This window comes from Peribacillus sp. FSL E2-0159, from assembly GCF_038643155.1.
Classification (GTDB): Bacteria; Bacillota; Bacilli; order Bacillales; family DSM-1321; genus Peribacillus; species Peribacillus simplex.
In genome coordinates this window covers 1,426,564-1,442,951 of sequence record NZ_CP152053.1, presented here as the reverse complement: position 1 = coordinate 1,442,951, position 16,388 = coordinate 1,426,564, and the positions used below count along the sequence as shown (strand labels likewise).

General features: G+C 39.8%; 14 protein-coding genes. 3 read left to right on the top strand and 11 right to left on the bottom strand.

The genetic code is table 11. The features are described 5' to 3' along the window. Nucleotides 1–25: 25 nt before the first annotated feature. Both NYE63_RS07180 and NYE63_RS07175 read right to left on the bottom strand, forming a co-directional pair. Nucleotides 26–979: an RNA methyltransferase gene (locus NYE63_RS07180; protein ID WP_342604624.1), complete on the bottom strand. Its 954-nt coding sequence runs from the start codon at nucleotides 977–979 to the stop codon at nucleotides 26–28. 164 nt (nucleotides 980–1,143) lie between these two features. Next, nucleotides 1,144–2,235, bottom strand: a complete 1,092-nt coding sequence (locus tag NYE63_RS07175; protein WP_342604623.1) for a CotH kinase family protein — start codon at nucleotides 2,233–2,235, stop codon at nucleotides 1,144–1,146. A 230-nt stretch (nucleotides 2,236–2,465) separates the two neighbouring features. On the opposite strand from NYE63_RS07175, the gene NYE63_RS07170 reads away from it, so the two are divergent. Continuing rightward, the gene (locus NYE63_RS07170; protein WP_342604622.1) at nucleotides 2,466–2,846 is read left to right on the top strand and encodes a hypothetical protein; all 381 of its coding nucleotides are present in this window, start codon (nucleotides 2,466–2,468) and stop codon (nucleotides 2,844–2,846) included. 206 nt (nucleotides 2,847–3,052) lie between these two features. Here NYE63_RS07170 and NYE63_RS07165 read toward each other — a convergent pair whose 3' ends face one another. The 3 genes from NYE63_RS07165 to NYE63_RS07155 are packed head-to-tail and all read right to left on the bottom strand — an operon-like array spanning nucleotide 3,053 to nucleotide 5,795. Continuing rightward, nucleotides 3,053–3,364, bottom strand: a complete 312-nt coding sequence (locus NYE63_RS07165) for a DUF3870 domain-containing protein (RefSeq protein WP_342604621.1) — start codon at nucleotides 3,362–3,364, stop codon at nucleotides 3,053–3,055. A 23-nt stretch (nucleotides 3,365–3,387) separates the two neighbouring features. Further along, nucleotides 3,388–4,593 (bottom strand): acyl-CoA dehydrogenase family protein, encoded by a 1,206-nt coding sequence (locus NYE63_RS07160; protein WP_054400504.1) that lies wholly within the window; start codon nucleotides 4,591–4,593, stop codon nucleotides 3,388–3,390. A gap of 14 nt (nucleotides 4,594–4,607) precedes the next feature. Next, the gene (locus NYE63_RS07155; RefSeq protein ID WP_342604620.1) at nucleotides 4,608–5,795 is read right to left on the bottom strand and encodes a CoA transferase; all 1,188 of its coding nucleotides are present in this window, start codon (nucleotides 5,793–5,795) and stop codon (nucleotides 4,608–4,610) included. Between the two features lie 455 nt (nucleotides 5,796–6,250). Between NYE63_RS07155 and NYE63_RS07150 the strand changes: the two genes are divergently transcribed. Continuing rightward, a complete protein-coding gene (locus NYE63_RS07150; protein ID WP_342604619.1) occupies nucleotides 6,251–7,189 on the top strand; it encodes a bifunctional oligoribonuclease/PAP phosphatase NrnA in 939 nt (312 codons plus the stop codon). A gap of 205 nt (nucleotides 7,190–7,394) precedes the next feature. Here NYE63_RS07150 and NYE63_RS07145 read toward each other — a convergent pair whose 3' ends face one another. The 4 genes from NYE63_RS07145 to NYE63_RS07130 all read right to left on the bottom strand — a co-directional run bounded on the left by NYE63_RS07145 (nucleotide 7,395) and on the right by NYE63_RS07130 (nucleotide 12,332). After that, on the bottom strand, nucleotides 7,395–8,411 hold the full coding sequence (locus tag NYE63_RS07145; RefSeq protein WP_342604618.1) for an aliphatic sulfonate ABC transporter substrate-binding protein: 1,017 nt from the start codon (nucleotides 8,409–8,411) through the stop codon (nucleotides 7,395–7,397). Between the two features lie 35 nt (nucleotides 8,412–8,446). Continuing rightward, the gene (locus tag NYE63_RS07140; protein WP_342604617.1) at nucleotides 8,447–9,205 is read right to left on the bottom strand and encodes an ABC transporter permease; all 759 of its coding nucleotides are present in this window, start codon (nucleotides 9,203–9,205) and stop codon (nucleotides 8,447–8,449) included. Beyond that, on the bottom strand, nucleotides 9,138–9,980 hold the full coding sequence (locus NYE63_RS07135) for an ABC transporter ATP-binding protein (protein WP_063232114.1): 843 nt from the start codon (nucleotides 9,978–9,980) through the stop codon (nucleotides 9,138–9,140). Before NYE63_RS07135 ends, NYE63_RS07140 begins: the two co-directional genes overlap by 68 nt. 249 nt (nucleotides 9,981–10,229) lie before the next feature. After that, complete coding sequence (locus tag NYE63_RS07130; protein WP_342604616.1) at nucleotides 10,230–12,332, bottom strand: YhgE/Pip domain-containing protein; 2,103 nt, start codon at nucleotides 12,330–12,332, stop codon at nucleotides 10,230–10,232. Nucleotides 12,333–12,647: 315 nt separating this feature from the next. On the opposite strand from NYE63_RS07130, the gene NYE63_RS07125 reads away from it, so the two are divergent. Further along, nucleotides 12,648–13,340, top strand: coding sequence for a DUF421 domain-containing protein (locus tag NYE63_RS07125; RefSeq protein ID WP_342604615.1), 693 nt, complete (start codon nucleotides 12,648–12,650; stop codon nucleotides 13,338–13,340). A gap of 471 nt (nucleotides 13,341–13,811) precedes the next feature. On the opposite strand, the gene NYE63_RS07120 is transcribed toward NYE63_RS07125, so the two are convergent. Together NYE63_RS07120 and truA are read right to left on the bottom strand one after the other, a co-directional pair. Continuing rightward, nucleotides 13,812–14,336 carry a type 1 glutamine amidotransferase domain-containing protein gene (locus NYE63_RS07120; RefSeq protein WP_063232117.1) on the bottom strand — a complete coding sequence of 175 codons (525 nt, stop codon included), beginning with the start codon at nucleotides 14,334–14,336 and terminating at the stop codon, nucleotides 13,812–13,814. A 98-nt stretch (nucleotides 14,337–14,434) separates the two neighbouring features. Next, nucleotides 14,435–15,172, bottom strand: a complete 738-nt coding sequence (truA, locus tag NYE63_RS07115; RefSeq protein WP_342604614.1) for a tRNA pseudouridine(38-40) synthase TruA — start codon at nucleotides 15,170–15,172, stop codon at nucleotides 14,435–14,437. Nucleotides 15,173–16,388 lie beyond the last annotated feature (1,216 nt).

Here is a 16,388-nt window from a genome sequence, read left to right as displayed (position 1 = left end):
TTCAGCCTTTTCTTGCTGATGAAACTTACACACACACTACAACCTCTCTGGAAAAAATGCCTTTCCTGGCCACACAGCGATCAGCAATTTCAAATCCTGCTTCTTCAATCATATGATCCATCGTGTCGATCGTTACGACGACGACCTTGTCAGCAAAGCTTCTGGAATGTTTAAGGATCGATAGCTGATCTTCCGGCGTCGCATGTGTATATAAATTGTAAGGCATATCGATAATCGCTACATCATATTTACTGGTGACCTCCGAAATCGGACCTGTAGTTACATCACCTTCGAGTCCGAAATAGGCAATGTTCTCCCTGGAACCGTCGGTAACAAGCGGGTTGATATCGCGGCCATCAATATCGATCCCCATCGACAGGGCTTCTACCAATACCGTTCCAATTCCGCAGCATGGATCAATTGCCTTCACTCCATCCGGATGTGGAACGGCTATGTTGGCAATGGCCCTCGCCACTCTTGTGCTTAGCGCTGTTGAATATTCACGGGGCTTCTTCATGTGTTTTAACCAAACCGCTTCAGGTTTGACATACTTCCCAAAATACCAACGTCCACCAAGGGTCACGATCCCAAAAACCTGATCAGGATTACGTACATCGGCATTTCCCTGAATGTGCCAGCCAATCTCCCGTTCAATTTCACGCTGTCCATCATAATCTATTTTTGCTTCTTTATTCAAATCATTAATTTTCACGAATAATACTTTGAACGTCGAATCAGGCAAATGAATATCCTTAACTTGCTCAACGATTTCGGATATGTTTTCCCCTTCAAACATGACGTCGACCCGCCCTTTTATAAAAGGGCTCCTGCTCGGTTCAATTGCTATATCACTTTTCAATATATTTCCTGAAGTCTCAAAGCCAAAGAACGAGCGCATCTCCATTTTAGATAATGAGCGTTCGTCAGGGCTGCATGTAAACGTATATATATATGCCGGTTTGCGGCTATGATTAGTCAATCCATTCCCATCCTTCATTACTTTAGATTATATCTTTCTATCAAACATAGCTGTAATAGTATAGAAAAGCAAATGGAATCGAACAGAAAAAAGCAGGAATGCTTTTCTTTCAACACTCCTGCTCTTAAATTTTTCAATGTTCCATCACTAAAGGAAAGGAATTATTAATCCAATTTATGCAGCCGGCTATTTATATACTCTGCACGGGCCTCAATGAACTTTAGAATGAATGCGGGCTCATTATCAAATTTCACAATATTTTCCTTGATATAAGGATCTTTTGAAACATAAGGTCTTATTTGATCATGCATTTCCTGAATGATAGGTTTCATATAGGCCACGTTAAAATGATTGTTCAAAATCTCCTTAAGAAGTTCTTGGTATCGTACACGAAATCCCCTTACATCAAGGATTCTAGCAGTCAATGTATTGAATCCCTCAATTCCCACATAATCCTCTTCCATCTCTTTCCCGTTAACATCCCTGCCCCATGTCGCATCATAATCCCATGGAATCATTTCAAAGAGTCCAGTATCTCCATTTCGATACAAGGCATAGTTATGAACGAACCCATCATAGTTTTGCGTGAATATGACACCGGCCAGCCAGCGGAGGTACTTTTCCACATCGACATATTTTACGATTTCCTTTTCAAAATCCACTCTTGAAATTGTATTAATCTGAATGATCAACTCTTGTAAATATAATTCATCCTTTGCTGTCCCGCATTTTTTTTGATAGCCCATCTCCAATGATTTTTTGATTCCTTTATCCAAATCGCTCATCAATGAGAAATTGGCATCACCATCCACTGCATAGAAAATGGACCCCTTGGGCAGCCCCCTTTTCTTCAAATAATATTCATCCACCGATTCCAATTCCAGGTATATCCCTTCGTCCTTTCCGTTCAGATTCAGGAAAACGAACTGGGAGTTTGGCGATAAGGTGCCTATATCCGCAAAAAAGTCTAAAGATAATTTATTTCTTAGTAAAGATTTATCTTTATATTCGGCATTTAAATGAACTTCCTTGGCATTCTTATAAGTATTAGGTTTATAAAAGATTACATTATAGGATTTTTTGCGAAAACCGCGGATATGTGAGCCACGGTAAACAATATCAATATCCAATTTTTTTCTGTTAAGTGCTAACTTTGCCGGTAAAGGATCATTGCACCATATATCTCTGCGAAGTTCCATTAAATTAACTGGTGGAATAAAAAGCTGGTACACAGGCAGCTTCTTGTCAGAATTCATATAACCCTTCACTTCCCTTTCACTTTCATATTAAATTATGAAAAAAAGCGAGGGGTGTCACCAAAAACAAATTTTTTTAAAAAATTGTGCTATTATCTCTGGCATATTACGTACAAGCGCATAGTTTAACGTATAGAAAGGAGGATAAATAAATATGTCTGACATCATTCGAAATATACAAAATGCGGTGGATAGAGCCAATTCCTTCGGGTTAGGCTATTTCATGCATAATGACCCATGTTCAAAAGGCCGTTCTTCACGTAAAAACAACAATAATAGGCGAACTTCCCGCCGCAGAAGCACTAAACGTTGCACTAGCAGGAGGAGGTCCACTTTCCGCACGCAAAGACGCACTAGCAGGAGGAGGTCCACTTTCCGTACGCAAAGGCGCACTAGCAGGAGGAGGTCCACTTTCCGTACGCAAAGGCGCACTAGCAGGAGGAGGTCCACTTTCCGTACGCAAAGGCGTACTAGCAGGAGAAGGTCCACTTGCAGCAGACAAAGGCGCTCCAACAGAAACCGGTGTTCGTCCAACCACTGCAGTTGGCTTTGCGGCAATAACTTTCGCAATAAACGGAAAAGGTGCTTCTAGTTTCATGGTACCGTTTTAATGTACAACTAATATTTTTTTACTGGATATTAAGCTTTACTTTAAAGTCCAATTTCTATAAAAAAACACAAACTCGTCCTATAGGTAGGGGCGAGTTTTGTGTTTTTAAAATTATCACGATCGTTAAATCCAGTCAAATGTCCCTTTCCTTAAACAATAAAAAAGGACCCTCCCCTCATACATAAGGTAGGATCCTTCAAGTTTCGCTTATTTAACGGAGACCAATTCGAACTGTGCATACACATCCTTCAGCCCTGCTTGAATGGCTTGACCAGCCTTCCCACGATAATGCATTTGCACACGATCAATCAATTCTTCGATACCATCTTTCAGGCAATAACCGCGCAGCAGTTGACGAATGAATTCCCTGCCATGTTCTGTAGCAAGTGTACAGGAAGACTCGACTATTACTCCATATTTAAAGTCAAGCTCTACCGTAATCGTGATGGAATCATATATATTTCTCGCCGCCATCCCTTGTGGAAGCTTTGCATGCCCTGCAATAAGGTATGTGTTCATCATCTGATCTCCTCTATCTATAGTTAATGTACGGAAACTTGCTCGAAGGGCCATGCAGGCAATTGCTTACGAAGCTCTTTATCTTGTCTGTAGCCAAGTGCATATTCACCCTGCATTACAGTATGAATCTCACGGGTTCCTTCGTAAATGACCGGTGCTTTTGAATTCCGCAGAAAACGTTCGACTGGATATTCATCGGAGTAGCCATAGGCACCATGAATTTGAACAGCATCATTGGCCGCCTCGTTAGCAGCATTACATGATATCCACTTGGCAAGTGATGTTTCTTTCGTATTCCTTTTTCCTTGATTTTTTAAGGTACCCGCCTTAAAGACCAGCAATCTTGAAATCTCTAAATTTGCGGTCATCTTGGCAATCATCTGTTGAACGAGCTGATGCCTGCCAATCTCTTTTCCGAAGGTACTTCGTTCATGGCAATATTTCAAGCTTGCTTCCAGGCTTGCTTCTATTAACCCTACAGCACCTGCGGCCACTGTAAACCGGCCGCTGTCCAATGCCGACATGGAAATTTTAAAGCCCTCACCTTCTTCACCAAGCCTATTCTCCACCGGAACTTTTACATCCGTTAAAAAGATTTCGCCTGTATTCCCTGCACGAATTCCTAATTTACCTTTAATGGCTTTCGACTCCACTCCCTCGAAAGTCCGTTCCACAATAAAAGCAGTGATTCCCCTTGAACCTGCATCATGATCAGTCTTGGCGAAAATGAGGAAATGATCCGCATAATCACAGAGCGAAATCCATGTTTTTGACCCGTTCAAGATATAATGGTCCCCAACACGTTTTGCCGTTGATTTCATTGCCGCAACATCAGACCCTGCATTCGGTTCAGTCAGCCCAAAAGCGCCAATCTTGATCCCTTTTGCCTGCGGCACTAAATATTTCTGTTTTTGTTCTTCCGTCCCCCATTGCAGCAAGGTCATGCTATTTAACCCTGTATGTACAGAAACTGCAGTTCGGTAAGCCGTATCGCCTCGCTCCAGCTCTTCACAAACGATGGCAAGGGTATTATAATCCATTCCGACTCCACCATACTCTTCGGGTATACAAACGCCCATCAACTGCAATTCCGCTAACCTTTTTAAAATATGCGGCTGGAATTGACCTTGCCTATCCCACTCTTGAATGTATGGGATAATTTCCTTATCCACAAATTTCCTTACCACTTTCTTCACACTTTGCTGCTCTTCTGTTAATTCGAAATTCATCATTAAAATTCCTCCTAAATAATTTTATTTTCCTTGAATTTGCTTATTTGGTCTGGACTATATCCAATTTCAGATAAAATGGAACCGGTATGCTCACCATACAATGGCGGATGCTTTCTCATCGTAACCGGCGTTTTTGAAAGGTTCAGGGGCGATCCCGTCACTCTAAGTTCTTCGATTGTGGGATGTTCCATGTTCACCAACATGCCTCTTGCGATGATTTGCGGATCCTCGAACATCTCTGCGATATCATTAATCGGACCATTGGGTATCCCTGCATCATCAAATAGCCTTTTCCATTCTTTCTTTGTCTTTCCTTTCAACAAATCCTCTATTATCGGTATTAATCCTTCCTTGTTCAGCAAACGTTTTTCATTATGCTTAAACTGTTCCTGCTCGGCTAAATCAGGTCTGCCTATAACGGCTGAAAACCTCCTGAACTGATCATCATTTCCTACAGCCACAACAAGCTCCCCATCACTTGTCCGGAACGTCTGGTATGGAACGATATTGGGGTGTTGGTTTCCCATTCGTTCAGGGGTCTGGCCACTGAATAAATAGTTGCTGGCGACATTCACCAATGAAGAAACCTGACAATCCATTAACGAAATATCAATTTCCTGTCCTTCCCCCGATTTATCCCTATGATGCAAAGCGGATAAAATGCCAATGCATGTATACAATCCAGTCAATATGTCAGCTATGGCCACCCCGACCTTCACGGGGCTTCCATCTTTTTCTCCTGTGATGCTCATCAAACCACTCATCGCTTGAATGATATAATCATAGCCAGGTAAATCTTTATAAGGACCGGTTAAACCAAATCCCGTAATCGAGGCCATGATCAGTTTAGGGTTGTATTCCTTTAAATTTTCATAACCTAACCCCATTTTTTCCAACGTACCCGTCTTAAAATTTTGAATCACTATATCCCCTGAAGCCACTAACTTCCGGAAAATCTCTTTCCCTTGTTCCGACTTTAAATTCAAGGTCATGCTTTGCTTATTTCGATTGGCACATAAATAGTAAGCGCTTTCTCCTTGGGCGAATGGCGGACCCCATCCTCTCGTTTCATCACCCGACTCATGATGCTCGATTTTAATTACATCGGCACCCAAATCACCGAGGATCATTGAACAAAACGGCCCCGCCAAAACACGGGATACATCGATAATCCTGACTCCTTCCAAAGCTCCATTCATATCATCACCCCTTTCAAACTGTCGGGATACACAAAAAAGAGCCAGTAAAACCAACAATGTCATTACATTGAATGTTTCACTGACCCTTATCCACGAACTGTCTTCCTGCAAAGGAAGATCAAGTGAACCAAGTCAATTTTTATGGATTACAGTTTTATGACAAGCCGGCCATGCAGCAAGGTAACTTGCTGTCATCGGTTTGGTAAATTAAGTATAGAGCCATTATTTGAATTTTGCAATAATTTTGTTCAGGTGTTTTTATTACTTCCATTGAAATACTCTTTAGCATACTTCCCGTTTAATATAAAAATACATCCCTCAATCCAGAGTTATCGGAAATTGCCTTTATTCGTGAGGCATGTGATGATTGAATATGCATAACTGTCAATATATGAATTTTTCATACTATCAATTATCGCTCGACAGAAAAGAAAAGATTAAAAGGAGATGGCGATATGGGCAATAAAAAAGCGGAAATAATCAAAGCGATTAAGAAATACCACACAATTATCATTCATCGCCATGTTAATCCGGACCCGGATGCATTGGGATCACAAATCGGTTTAAAGAAACTATTGAAGCATTCCTATCCTTCTAAAGAAGTCTATGCGGTAGGCGAGGAAGTGGATAAGCTTCTATTCATTGGTGATATGGATGTCATTTCCGAAAACAAATACAAAGGTGCCTTAGTGATTGTTTGTGATACTGCCAACATTTCACGGATCAGTGATTCCCGATTTGATCACGGGGACATGCTAATCAAAATTGACCACCATCCCGATTATGAGCAATTTGGTGATCTTTCTTGGGTCGACCCCTCTTATAGCTCTGCCAGTGAAATGCTTGTTGATTTATTCTTGGAATTTCCAGAAAGATTTATCATGAATAAAGAAGCGGCTAAATCCTTTTATGCAGGAATACTTAGTGATACAGGTAATTTCATGAATGGGAATACCACTCCAAGGACATTAAAAATTGTTTCGCACTTAAGAACTTATAATATTCAGCCAGAAAGAATCCACAACAACCTTAATGTAAAGGCGAAAAACGCTTCCCGACTTCAAAAAGACATTCTCATGAGCTTCAAGGTAACCGATAAAGGGGTAGCTTACTTCATTATTACGGAGGATCTTTTAAAAATGTATGGTGTAGATCGACTCGAAGCTTCGAATTTAGTTAATACGCTATCAAGTGTAAGGAGCAATAAAATCTGGGCTTTCTTCATCGAATATCCTTCTGAAATCCGTGTCAGGATACGTTCACGGAATATACCCATCGATTCAGTCGCACGTCAATTCAATGGAGGAGGACATTCACTGGCTTCAGGCGCTACCATCCATTCCTGGGAAGAGGTTGATCAAGTTATCCAAGCGCTGGATCAAGCCTGTCCATAACAGGATGTGCATGATTTCTTTATCATGACAGCGATCATTTCCCTGCCGAGTTTATATGTATGATTATATTCCCAGGTCCAATACAACGGAATAAACCGACCTAAATTGGGGATTATTTCGACCTTTTCAGGAATTATTCCGGCCTTTACCTGATTACAAAAAAAGCGCCAAAGCCAGGATGACTGAGGCGCTTGCTTATTTCAATTTATTTGGACACTTCTTCAAGAATTGATAAATCGATCATGCCTTTTACATCACTGCTAGGGATATAACCAGCTTCTTTGCTTATGTCTGCCATTTCCTGAATGACTTGCTCATTAACTTCAGTTGTCACTTCAAGGCGTGAAAATGCTGAAGCCACTTCTTCTTTACTTAATTCTTTACCAGTCAGTTCCTTTAAATGCTTAATAACCAGTTCTTGGCTTTCTTCAGGGTTGTCTTGAATAAATTTCACCGCTTTTTCATGCGCTTTCAAATAGGAAGCAGCGAGCCCCTTTTTATCCAAGAACTTCTGGCTTGCAGCCACTACCGTGTTAGGTGAATCTTTCCCCCATGCAAATTGATCCCAGTCAAGCAATAACTTTCCTTTTGCCTGGTTTTCCAATACATAACCCCATGGTTCCTGAGTTGCTGCTGCATCGACAGATTTTTGGACAAAAAGGGCTGTTGTGTCAGCAGGTGCTGACGCATACAGCTCGACTGTCCCCCCATTCGTAGTCGGTTTTAAGTCAACATCTTGAAGGGCCTTCCTAAGCATGACATCCTGTGTGCTCCCAATGACGGGAATCGCTACCTTTTTACCGTCCAAATCTTTTAAATCCGTAACCTTGCTGCCCTCGCTAGCCACTAGTACGGCACCTCCATTAACAGCCCCGGAGATCAGGTGGTATTCAGGGTTTTTTACGTAAAAGTTAAGCAATGGACCAGGTCCGACCGTTCCGACATCAATGGCGTTTGTGGCCATTGCTTCCATGAATAATCCGCCATTGGCCACTGTTTTGGTTTCAATCTTAACATCTTTACCGAACTCTTCTTCGAAAAAGCCTTTTTCAAGTGCAATGATCGTTGCACTGTGAGTTAAGTTAGGAAAATAACCGATTTTCACGGATTTTTTCCCAGAACCTTCTCCTTCTTCATCATTACTGCTGGTTTGAGTGCATCCGCTTACTATTCCAATTAACAATACAGACAGTATAAGGGCAAAAAATGATTTTTTCAGCATATTTTTCTCTCCTTTTTAACTATTATTTTACTAAACTACCGTTGATTCACTCCCCATTTCAGTTGAACATTACGTTCAAGGCGGGAGAAGACAACATTATCCACGATTGTTCCGATGATTGCGATGATGATCATCACAGAGATGACCAAATCCATTTGTCCCAGTGATCTGCCCATTTCCAGCATTTGTCCAAGACCGCCTCCCCCGCCAAGTAATTCACCGGCCATCAATGCACGCCAGGAAAAGGCCCATGCAATTCGCAGACCGGATATTATTTGCGGGACGGATGCTGGTAAAATCACGGTACGAAGAAAATGAAATCCTGTCGATCCATATGTTTTGGCAACCCGCTGATACAATTGGGGTACATTCCGGAATCCACTAGTTGCATTAACCGTCATCGTCCAAGTAGCGCCGATGGTGACGATAAAAAGAATCGAAAAATCATTCAATCCAAACCAAATAATCGCTAAAGGGAACCAGACGATACTCGGGATGGACTGTAATGCCGTCACGACGAATCCTAAAGTGTCTTCAACCAATTTAAAGCGCCAAATGAAATATCCTAATATTAGCCCTACTATAATGGCAATCGTAAAGCCGATCAGGATACGGCCAAGGCTTTTTCCGATCGCTTCGGTTATTTGTCCGCTCATCAGTCCATTAAAAAGAGTTTCCAAAACCTGAGTCAGGCTTGGGAACATGAATTCCGGAAGACTGGAAAGTCTAGATGTGACTTCCCATATCCCCGCTATCATCGCGATGAATATGATTCGTCTTAAAGCTGTAATCATTCCCCATTTCCTCCTTCAGCACTTTCTCAATTTCCTCCTGTAAAATCGATAGAACCCTTTGTTCTGTATGCAAAGTTACACTATCCGGCATAACCCCATCTTTCATGGAAGGGACGGAAATCGTCTCTTTAATTTTCCCGGGACGGGTTGCAAAGACGATGATTTTTTCGGAAAGCTGTACAGCCTCACGAATATTATGGGTCACGAAAAAGATTGTCACTTTAGTTTTTCTCCAGATTTCGAGCAGCTCTTTATGCAAGACCATCCTTGTTTGCTCATCAAGTGCAGAGAATGGCTCATCCATCAACAGGATATCCGGTTCCATCACCAACGCTCTTGCGATGGCTACCCTCTGTTTCATGCCCCCTGAGAGTTGATGTGGATAGGAGTCAACATATCGGCTGAGGTGAACCATCTTTAAAATGTCCAATGCCTTGGCTTTAGCCTCTTCATTGGGAATTTTCTTTAACTTCAATCCGTATGTAACATTTTCAAGGACCGTCAACCAAGGAAATAACCCTGCCTCTTGAAACACTACGACCCGTTCCGGACCTGGCTTCATCACTTTTTTCCCAGCTACACGTATTTCACCTACATCTGCCTTGTCAAGGCCGGCAATTAGATAAAGGAGTGTGGATTTTCCACATCCTGAAGGGCCGACGATCGAAACGAAGCTTCCTTTCTCGACCTCTATGTTTATCTTATCGAGCACCTTTATGCTTTCTTTCTTTTCATTCTTAAAACTTTTTTCAATGCCATCTATTGTTAAATACATAAAGTCACCCCACTTTTACATCACATCGATTTACTAAACATTATTTCTTAATAATGATTAATCCAATGGTTTTTGTCAACTATAAAAATGCAAAAATTCTAATTTATCGGTATCTTTCTATTTAACTGTCAATTTATTGATAAATATTCCAAACTCACATAAAAATATACGGGCAAATTCCATTCAGCAAATAAAAAACCTGAGCCCTTGTAAGGGTTCAGGCTAATTTTAATATCCACTTCTATAACATTAAAAAATCCTGCTTCCATACAATTTATCCTTCATTTTTTGTGTCCTTGCATGCAGAGGCTTTTTCAAAATGATACCTAATATGAGCGTGATTATTAAAAAGAGAATTAAGATAAAAATATCCTTGCCAGCTACGCTCCATGTTATTCCCCCAACAGATTCACGAAGTAAACCCACAGCATAGGTGAATGGCAAGAAAGGGTTTATATGTTGAAAAAAGGGCGGAGTGACTTGAATGGGGAAAGTGCCGCCAGAACTTGATATTTGAAGGACCATCAAGACGACGCTTATCCCTTTTCCAACATTTCCAAGAACGGATACGAAGGTGTAGACAATGAGTGTAAATACTGTACTTATCAGAACAGAAAACAGGATGTACTCAAATTTATCCGCTACATAAACACCGATAAGGATGATATTCCCAATGGAAACACTAAGAGCCTGCATTACCCCAATGATGAAAAATATAAGATACCTCCCGATATAAATTTGATACGGACTGTAGACTTTTTGAGAAACACCCACGCTAAGCATGGAAATCAATATTGTACCGCCGACCCAAAGGGAAAGTGCCGTAAAGAAAGGAGACATGGCGGATCCATAATTCGGAATCGGAAAGAGACTGTGTTTATTGAGCAGCACTGGTTCTGAAAAAAATTCACTTTCTTGTTCAATATCATTCCTTAGGAAATCAATCACTTCTTCCATATCATAAGACTTATCGATTTCCCTCATTTTAGAAGCTAGAGCCTTTATTTTCGTTTCGATTTCCGGAAACTTATTCATTAACTTATCGATATCCCCTGTACGTGTTTCCAGTGTTCGATTGGTCTCATTCAACAGCGTCCTCACCTCAGGAAGAACCTTGGTTCCCTCCGCCATCGTGACCTGGACATTATTCAATATTGATTCCGTTTCGTTCCAGATTTCATTGAATTTTGGCGCTGTTTCTTTTGAATAACTTTCCTGGAAGTTCGCCAAAACTTGATCATTGTTCCCGCCAAGTTCGATAAGATTGCCGAAGGATCGGTTATCCAGAGCTTGAAGTTGGTTCGAAGTATTATCCCTTAATTCATCAACTAGTTGAATTTCTGGCTGAAGCAAGTTTTTCTCATTAAATTTATTTACTCTCACCAATAAATTATACATACTGTCCAAAAGGTACAGCTCTTTATTTATCCTCGTTACCCCTTGTTCCACTAGCTGATTCGACTCATTGTCAGGCAAATCCTGACCCGTTAACCGTTTTGCCAGTACTAAAACGGATTCATTATCGCTCCTGATGTTCGCAATATCATTTTTCAAGAGGGAATTGATTCCTTCGAATGCCTGCCTTGTTGAATCTACATAACTAGAAACGTCCGATACCAATTTGTCCTTCTGCGACGTTATTCCTTCTATTGAATCCAATCCATCATTGACCTTCTTAATGATATCTTCAGCCTTTTTAACATGTGTTTGAACGGTTTTGATATTTTGTTCAAGCTCAGGCAGTTGACCCTCTAATAAATACACCATATTCTTCATTTTTTGAATTGTCGGCAACTCGTTTTGCAATGTGATTCCCAGTTCATTAAAGATCGCAAGGATACTCCCACTGGCCGATTTGATAAAGGTTTTGCTCACATTGTCCACAATGCTGTTTGCACCCGCTGCCGTAATTTTAGGAGCAATGGAATTGATTTTTTCATTCACATAGTAATCAATCTCCGCCTTTTTAGGGTCATCGGTCATGATTGTCGCAATATGTTCGGAAAAGTTCTCCGGAATGATGATGGATGCATAATAATCCCCCTTTTCCACCTTAGCTTTCGCCTCTTTTTCCGAAGTGAATCTCCAGCCTAAATCCTTATTCTCCTTTAACCCCTCTATGACTTCCTTGCCTATGTTCACGGCTTCGCCATTTAACTCCGCACCTTTATCATTATTGGCAACACCGACAAGAATTCCTTCCGTATTTGCATATGGGTCCCAAGATGCGACAATATTAAACCATGCATAAATGGAAGGGATGAACATGAGAAAAACTACTACGATACAAACAAAGAAATTTTTATAAATGCTTTTTAAATCGTCAATGAAAATTTCCCGAATATTTCTCAAAACATACCCCCGTGCAAATGTATTTTGATACTATTATTCGAAGAAATTTCTTAATCGATACTAAGTAAACATATCCATGGATTTATGAAACAAATAAAAAGAAGCAAGTATCGAACTACTTGCTTCTTTTTATTTGTTTAACTTTATTCTTGATCTATCGCACCTATTGAATCAATCTATCAATTTATGTAAGATGGGTTCCCAAATCAAAACGATTTCTTGTCTTTTTCCTTTTTAGTTACAGAATAAACGGCAAGGTGCAAGAACATACTATCACAAACTAACTGTCGGGAGTTTTGTAAGGGAGAAATAGTCATGTCAGAAGCTGTTGAAATCATCTTTCGAACCTTTACCTCTTTTATTTTATTATGGGTATTTGTCCATCTCCTCGGTAAACAGACGATTGCCCAGAGTACCTATCACCTTTATATTGCTTCAATTACGATGGGGACAATTGCAGGAAATCTAGCATTCAATATTAAAATTAAATTCCTGTATTTTATCATTGCAATTATTATTATGGGTACCGTCGTTTTTATGCTGAATCTTCTAGCGGTTCGAAATCCGCGCTTCGGGAAATGGATCGCTGGAGAACCTGCTACCTTAATTCAAAAAGGAATAATTCTCGAAGAGTCAATGGAACGAATGGGATATTCACTGGATTCTCTTAATCAGGCTTTGCGTGGAAAAGATATCTTCAACATAGAAGAAGTGGAATGTGCCATTTTAGAGATAAATGGCTCCCTTTCTGTATTAAAAAAAGAACAATACCAAAATACCACCAAGCAGGATTTACCTTTACTGCCCTCAGCAGGAACTGTACCGATTGAACTGGTCTATGACGGGAAGATTTTATATGATAACTTATACAAACATTCCTACGATGACGAATGGTTAATGACTGAACTCACAAAAAGAAACCTTGATGTTTTTGATATCTCGTATGCTGTCGTAGGGACAAAAGGAAATTTGTATATTGATTTGATTAAGGATCATTCAAGAGAATGATTTTTTGCATTTCAAATCACAATCAAGATTAATAATAAATATCTTAACAATAAACCAACCTATATCATGGTTTGACCAATAAACAGCTTCAGATATTCCATCAGTAATTTCCATTACCTTGTATCACACGGTCCCTCTAGATATAACATAAACCCTGTACAACTAATATCTTAATAAAAGTAATCTGTGAAAAAGCTGAGTCCAAATGCGCCCATAAGTGGAGTTCTGTGTAGTCTTTTATATTGGAAAAATAAAAATCGGCATGAACATTGCTTTCGCCATTCGGATGAACTGTGAGGGATTCGAACCCGGGACCCTTCCCTGTCCATTTTGTTTCATAAAATTAAACTGGAATAAATGCGTGAAAATACTCCTTGTTATTTTAATATTTCACATTCGGGCAATTGGATAGCAGAAATAATAAAAGTGGTTTTTCCAGAAGAAAAAACCACTTTTTCAGCCTAGGATGATTTAACTCTTTTCAATCACGTTTATCAATTCCCTTAAATAATCCGGTAGATCAGGCGGACGCCTGCTTGATACAAGGTTTCCATCTACGACGACGGGCTTATCTATCCAAGTTGCCCCTGCATTTTCCATATCATCTTTAATGCCCGGTGTACTCGTTACATTCTTCCCATGTAAAATTTTAGCTGAGATCAACACCCAACCAGCGTGACAAATTTGCCCGATGGGTTTTTTATTTTCTTCCATGCTTTGGATAAGTGATATCACTTCGGGAAACCGGCGGATTTTGTCAGGTGCCCATCCGCCCGGTACAAGAATGGCATCATATTCTTCAGCCTTAATACTGCCATACTCATATTCAGATATAGCTGGTACACCATATTTTCCAATGTATGTTTCATTCGCCTTTTCTCCAGCGAGGTGAACAATAGCTCCTTCTTCTTTTAGTCGTAAAATCGGATACCAGAGCTCTAAATCTTCAAAATCATGGTGCACAAGACTGATTATTTTCTTTCCTGCTAATCTCATGAAAATCTCTCCTTCTTTTTTACCATTCTTCCCTTTTACTTCCCTTATTCTACTGCCTGTACACTTTACATGCATTAACCGATGCATCAATATTTGGTCTAAAAATCAACCTTTACCAAGTATAACCCAGCTGCCTCCGCCATACGGCCCGTTTGGACTCTTTCTTTTGACTCTAAAATACTTGGTATACTTTCAGCATCTATTTCACCCAACCCAACTTCTATCAACGTCCCGACAATCTTTCTAACCATATTATAAAGAAATCCATCGCCTCGCACTATAACTTGGATGAAACCGGCATTTTCTTCTATATCAATGGAATATATTTCACGCACCATGGATTTTTTCTTAGACTTTGCATTTGAAAAAGCAGTGAAATCATGTTCACCTATAAAATGTTGACATGCTTTTTTCATTCTTGTGATATCCAGCTTTTTCTCTACATGCATACTGTACTTTCGCATGAAAGGATTTGTATATTGCTCGTTCCAGATCTTATACAAATAGGTTTTATCCTTAGCATTATAACGGGCATGAAAACGTTCAGGAACTAGCCTGACCTCGACAATGCTGATATCTCTTGGTAAATATCTATTCAAATAATTCATGATTTCAGCTTCAGTCAAATTTTCACCGATCTTAAAATTGGCGATTTGAGCAAGGGCATGTACACCGGCATCCGTTCTGCTGCATCCGATGATCTCGATTTTTTCCCCTACCATTTCCGTTAATACATTTTCTATTTTTCCTTGAATCGTATCATCACTATTACCGAGTCGTTGCCAGCCTTTATAGCGCCCGCCATCATATTGAATGGTCAATTTATAATTGTTCATTGCTTCCTCCTATTACTGTATAGCCCTCTAAACAGAAAATTCTTGATAAAATACAAGCCCCCATACAACTCCTGCTGTATGAGGGAACAGATGGTCTTTCCTTACAAACACATTTAAAATGTTAAGTTGTTAATGGGTTTTATATCATAAAATAATGAGGTTTTGTCCCTTTATTCCCTAATTTCCACAAGTCTTCAGTGAGTGCAGTAAAACGAGGTCCATTTCATGTTTCGTTTTGGATCACCCCACCGCTTACAAGGACCATGATTTATGTAAAGATATACATATTATCTATGCCACTCGATAGTAAATCCTCCTAGCTATCAAAGTGAAATGCACTTTTGCATAGTGTACCAAAGTGGGTAACGTCATGCAACGAACGATTCACCGTCACGCGCAGTTTCTGTACAACTTGAAGCTTGATTTTCGTAATTCAACGTTTTCAAAGCACCTACGAAATGAGTTTATTTCTAAATTTCTTTACATCACACGACTTAAATGAATAAATGTGCTATTCCCTATGGGTACAAGCTTGGTCAAAATCTACCTCTACTAAATACTATATGATAAGAGAGAAAAGAATTTCTCTACTAAATTATAAAAGGGAGATAAAATTATGTCATATGGTTATGGGTCTGGATTTTTTTTCATCCCATGGATCTGTTTCATTTATGCATTCTTCGAGTTTGTTATCCGATAACCATTTCCTTTTGATCGGTTGAAATGATTCGGGTCGAGTATGACTTTGATTTTGCTCCCGGCTTATAGCCCCCAAAAACTGACAATGCTTCGTTTAGCACATGATGGCTCAATTCGCTTATACGTCCTTCTTACCCTCGTCGAGCTTTGCATATGCTCAAATGTCAAGCTAGGGATAATGTGAACCCTTTTACTAGAGCTTGTTACTACCCGTTCAAGAACGATGTCTAATGTTTCATCTCCTAATCGATGTTTACGGTATTTCGATTGTATACTGGATCAAGGGAAGGATCCTCGGGATTAATCTGTTAATAAACATATTTAAGCCATAATTATAGAGGGACTAAAAAGGAAAGCTCTAATTGTTTGAAATGCAGCATATTTCTCACTCTCCTATTTGTTAGTAGTACTTTTATATCTAATTAACGCAGTGAATGGATATAACCGAAAAAATGCCGATATAAATATCGCCATTTTTTCGGTTATATTTCTTTTTAGTTAGTTGCTTTCGTACATG

Coding starts and splice junctions, on each gene's coding strand:
- NYE63_RS07120 (WP_063232117.1), bottom strand. CDS start 14,336: ATGAGATTAGCAGGAAAGAAAATAATCAGTCTTGTGCACCATGATTTT.
- truA (WP_342604614.1), bottom strand. CDS start 15,172: ATGAACAATTATAAATTGACCATTCAATATGATGGCGGGCGCTATAAA.
- NYE63_RS07140 (WP_342604617.1), bottom strand. CDS start 9,205: ATGATTACAGCTTTAAGACGAATCATATTCATCGCGATGATAGCGGGG.
- NYE63_RS07135 (WP_063232114.1), bottom strand. CDS start 9,980: ATGTATTTAACAATAGATGGCATTGAAAAAAGTTTTAAGAATGAAAAG.
- NYE63_RS07170 (WP_342604622.1), top strand. CDS start 2,466: ATGACCCATGTTCAAAAGGCCGTTCTTCACGTAAAAACAACAATAATA.
- NYE63_RS07165 (WP_342604621.1), bottom strand. CDS start 3,364: ATGAACACATACCTTATTGCAGGGCATGCAAAGCTTCCACAAGGGATG.
- NYE63_RS07160 (WP_054400504.1), bottom strand. CDS start 4,593: ATGAATTTCGAATTAACAGAAGAGCAGCAAAGTGTGAAGAAAGTGGTA.
- NYE63_RS07125 (WP_342604615.1), top strand. CDS start 12,648: ATGTCAGAAGCTGTTGAAATCATCTTTCGAACCTTTACCTCTTTTATT.
- NYE63_RS07155 (WP_342604620.1), bottom strand. CDS start 5,795: ATGAATGGAGCTTTGGAAGGAGTCAGGATTATCGATGTATCCCGTGTT.
- NYE63_RS07150 (WP_342604619.1), top strand. CDS start 6,251: ATGGGCAATAAAAAAGCGGAAATAATCAAAGCGATTAAGAAATACCAC.
- NYE63_RS07145 (WP_342604618.1), bottom strand. CDS start 8,411: ATGCTGAAAAAATCATTTTTTGCCCTTATACTGTCTGTATTGTTAATT.
- NYE63_RS07175 (WP_342604623.1), bottom strand. CDS start 2,235: ATGAATTCTGACAAGAAGCTGCCTGTGTACCAGCTTTTTATTCCACCA.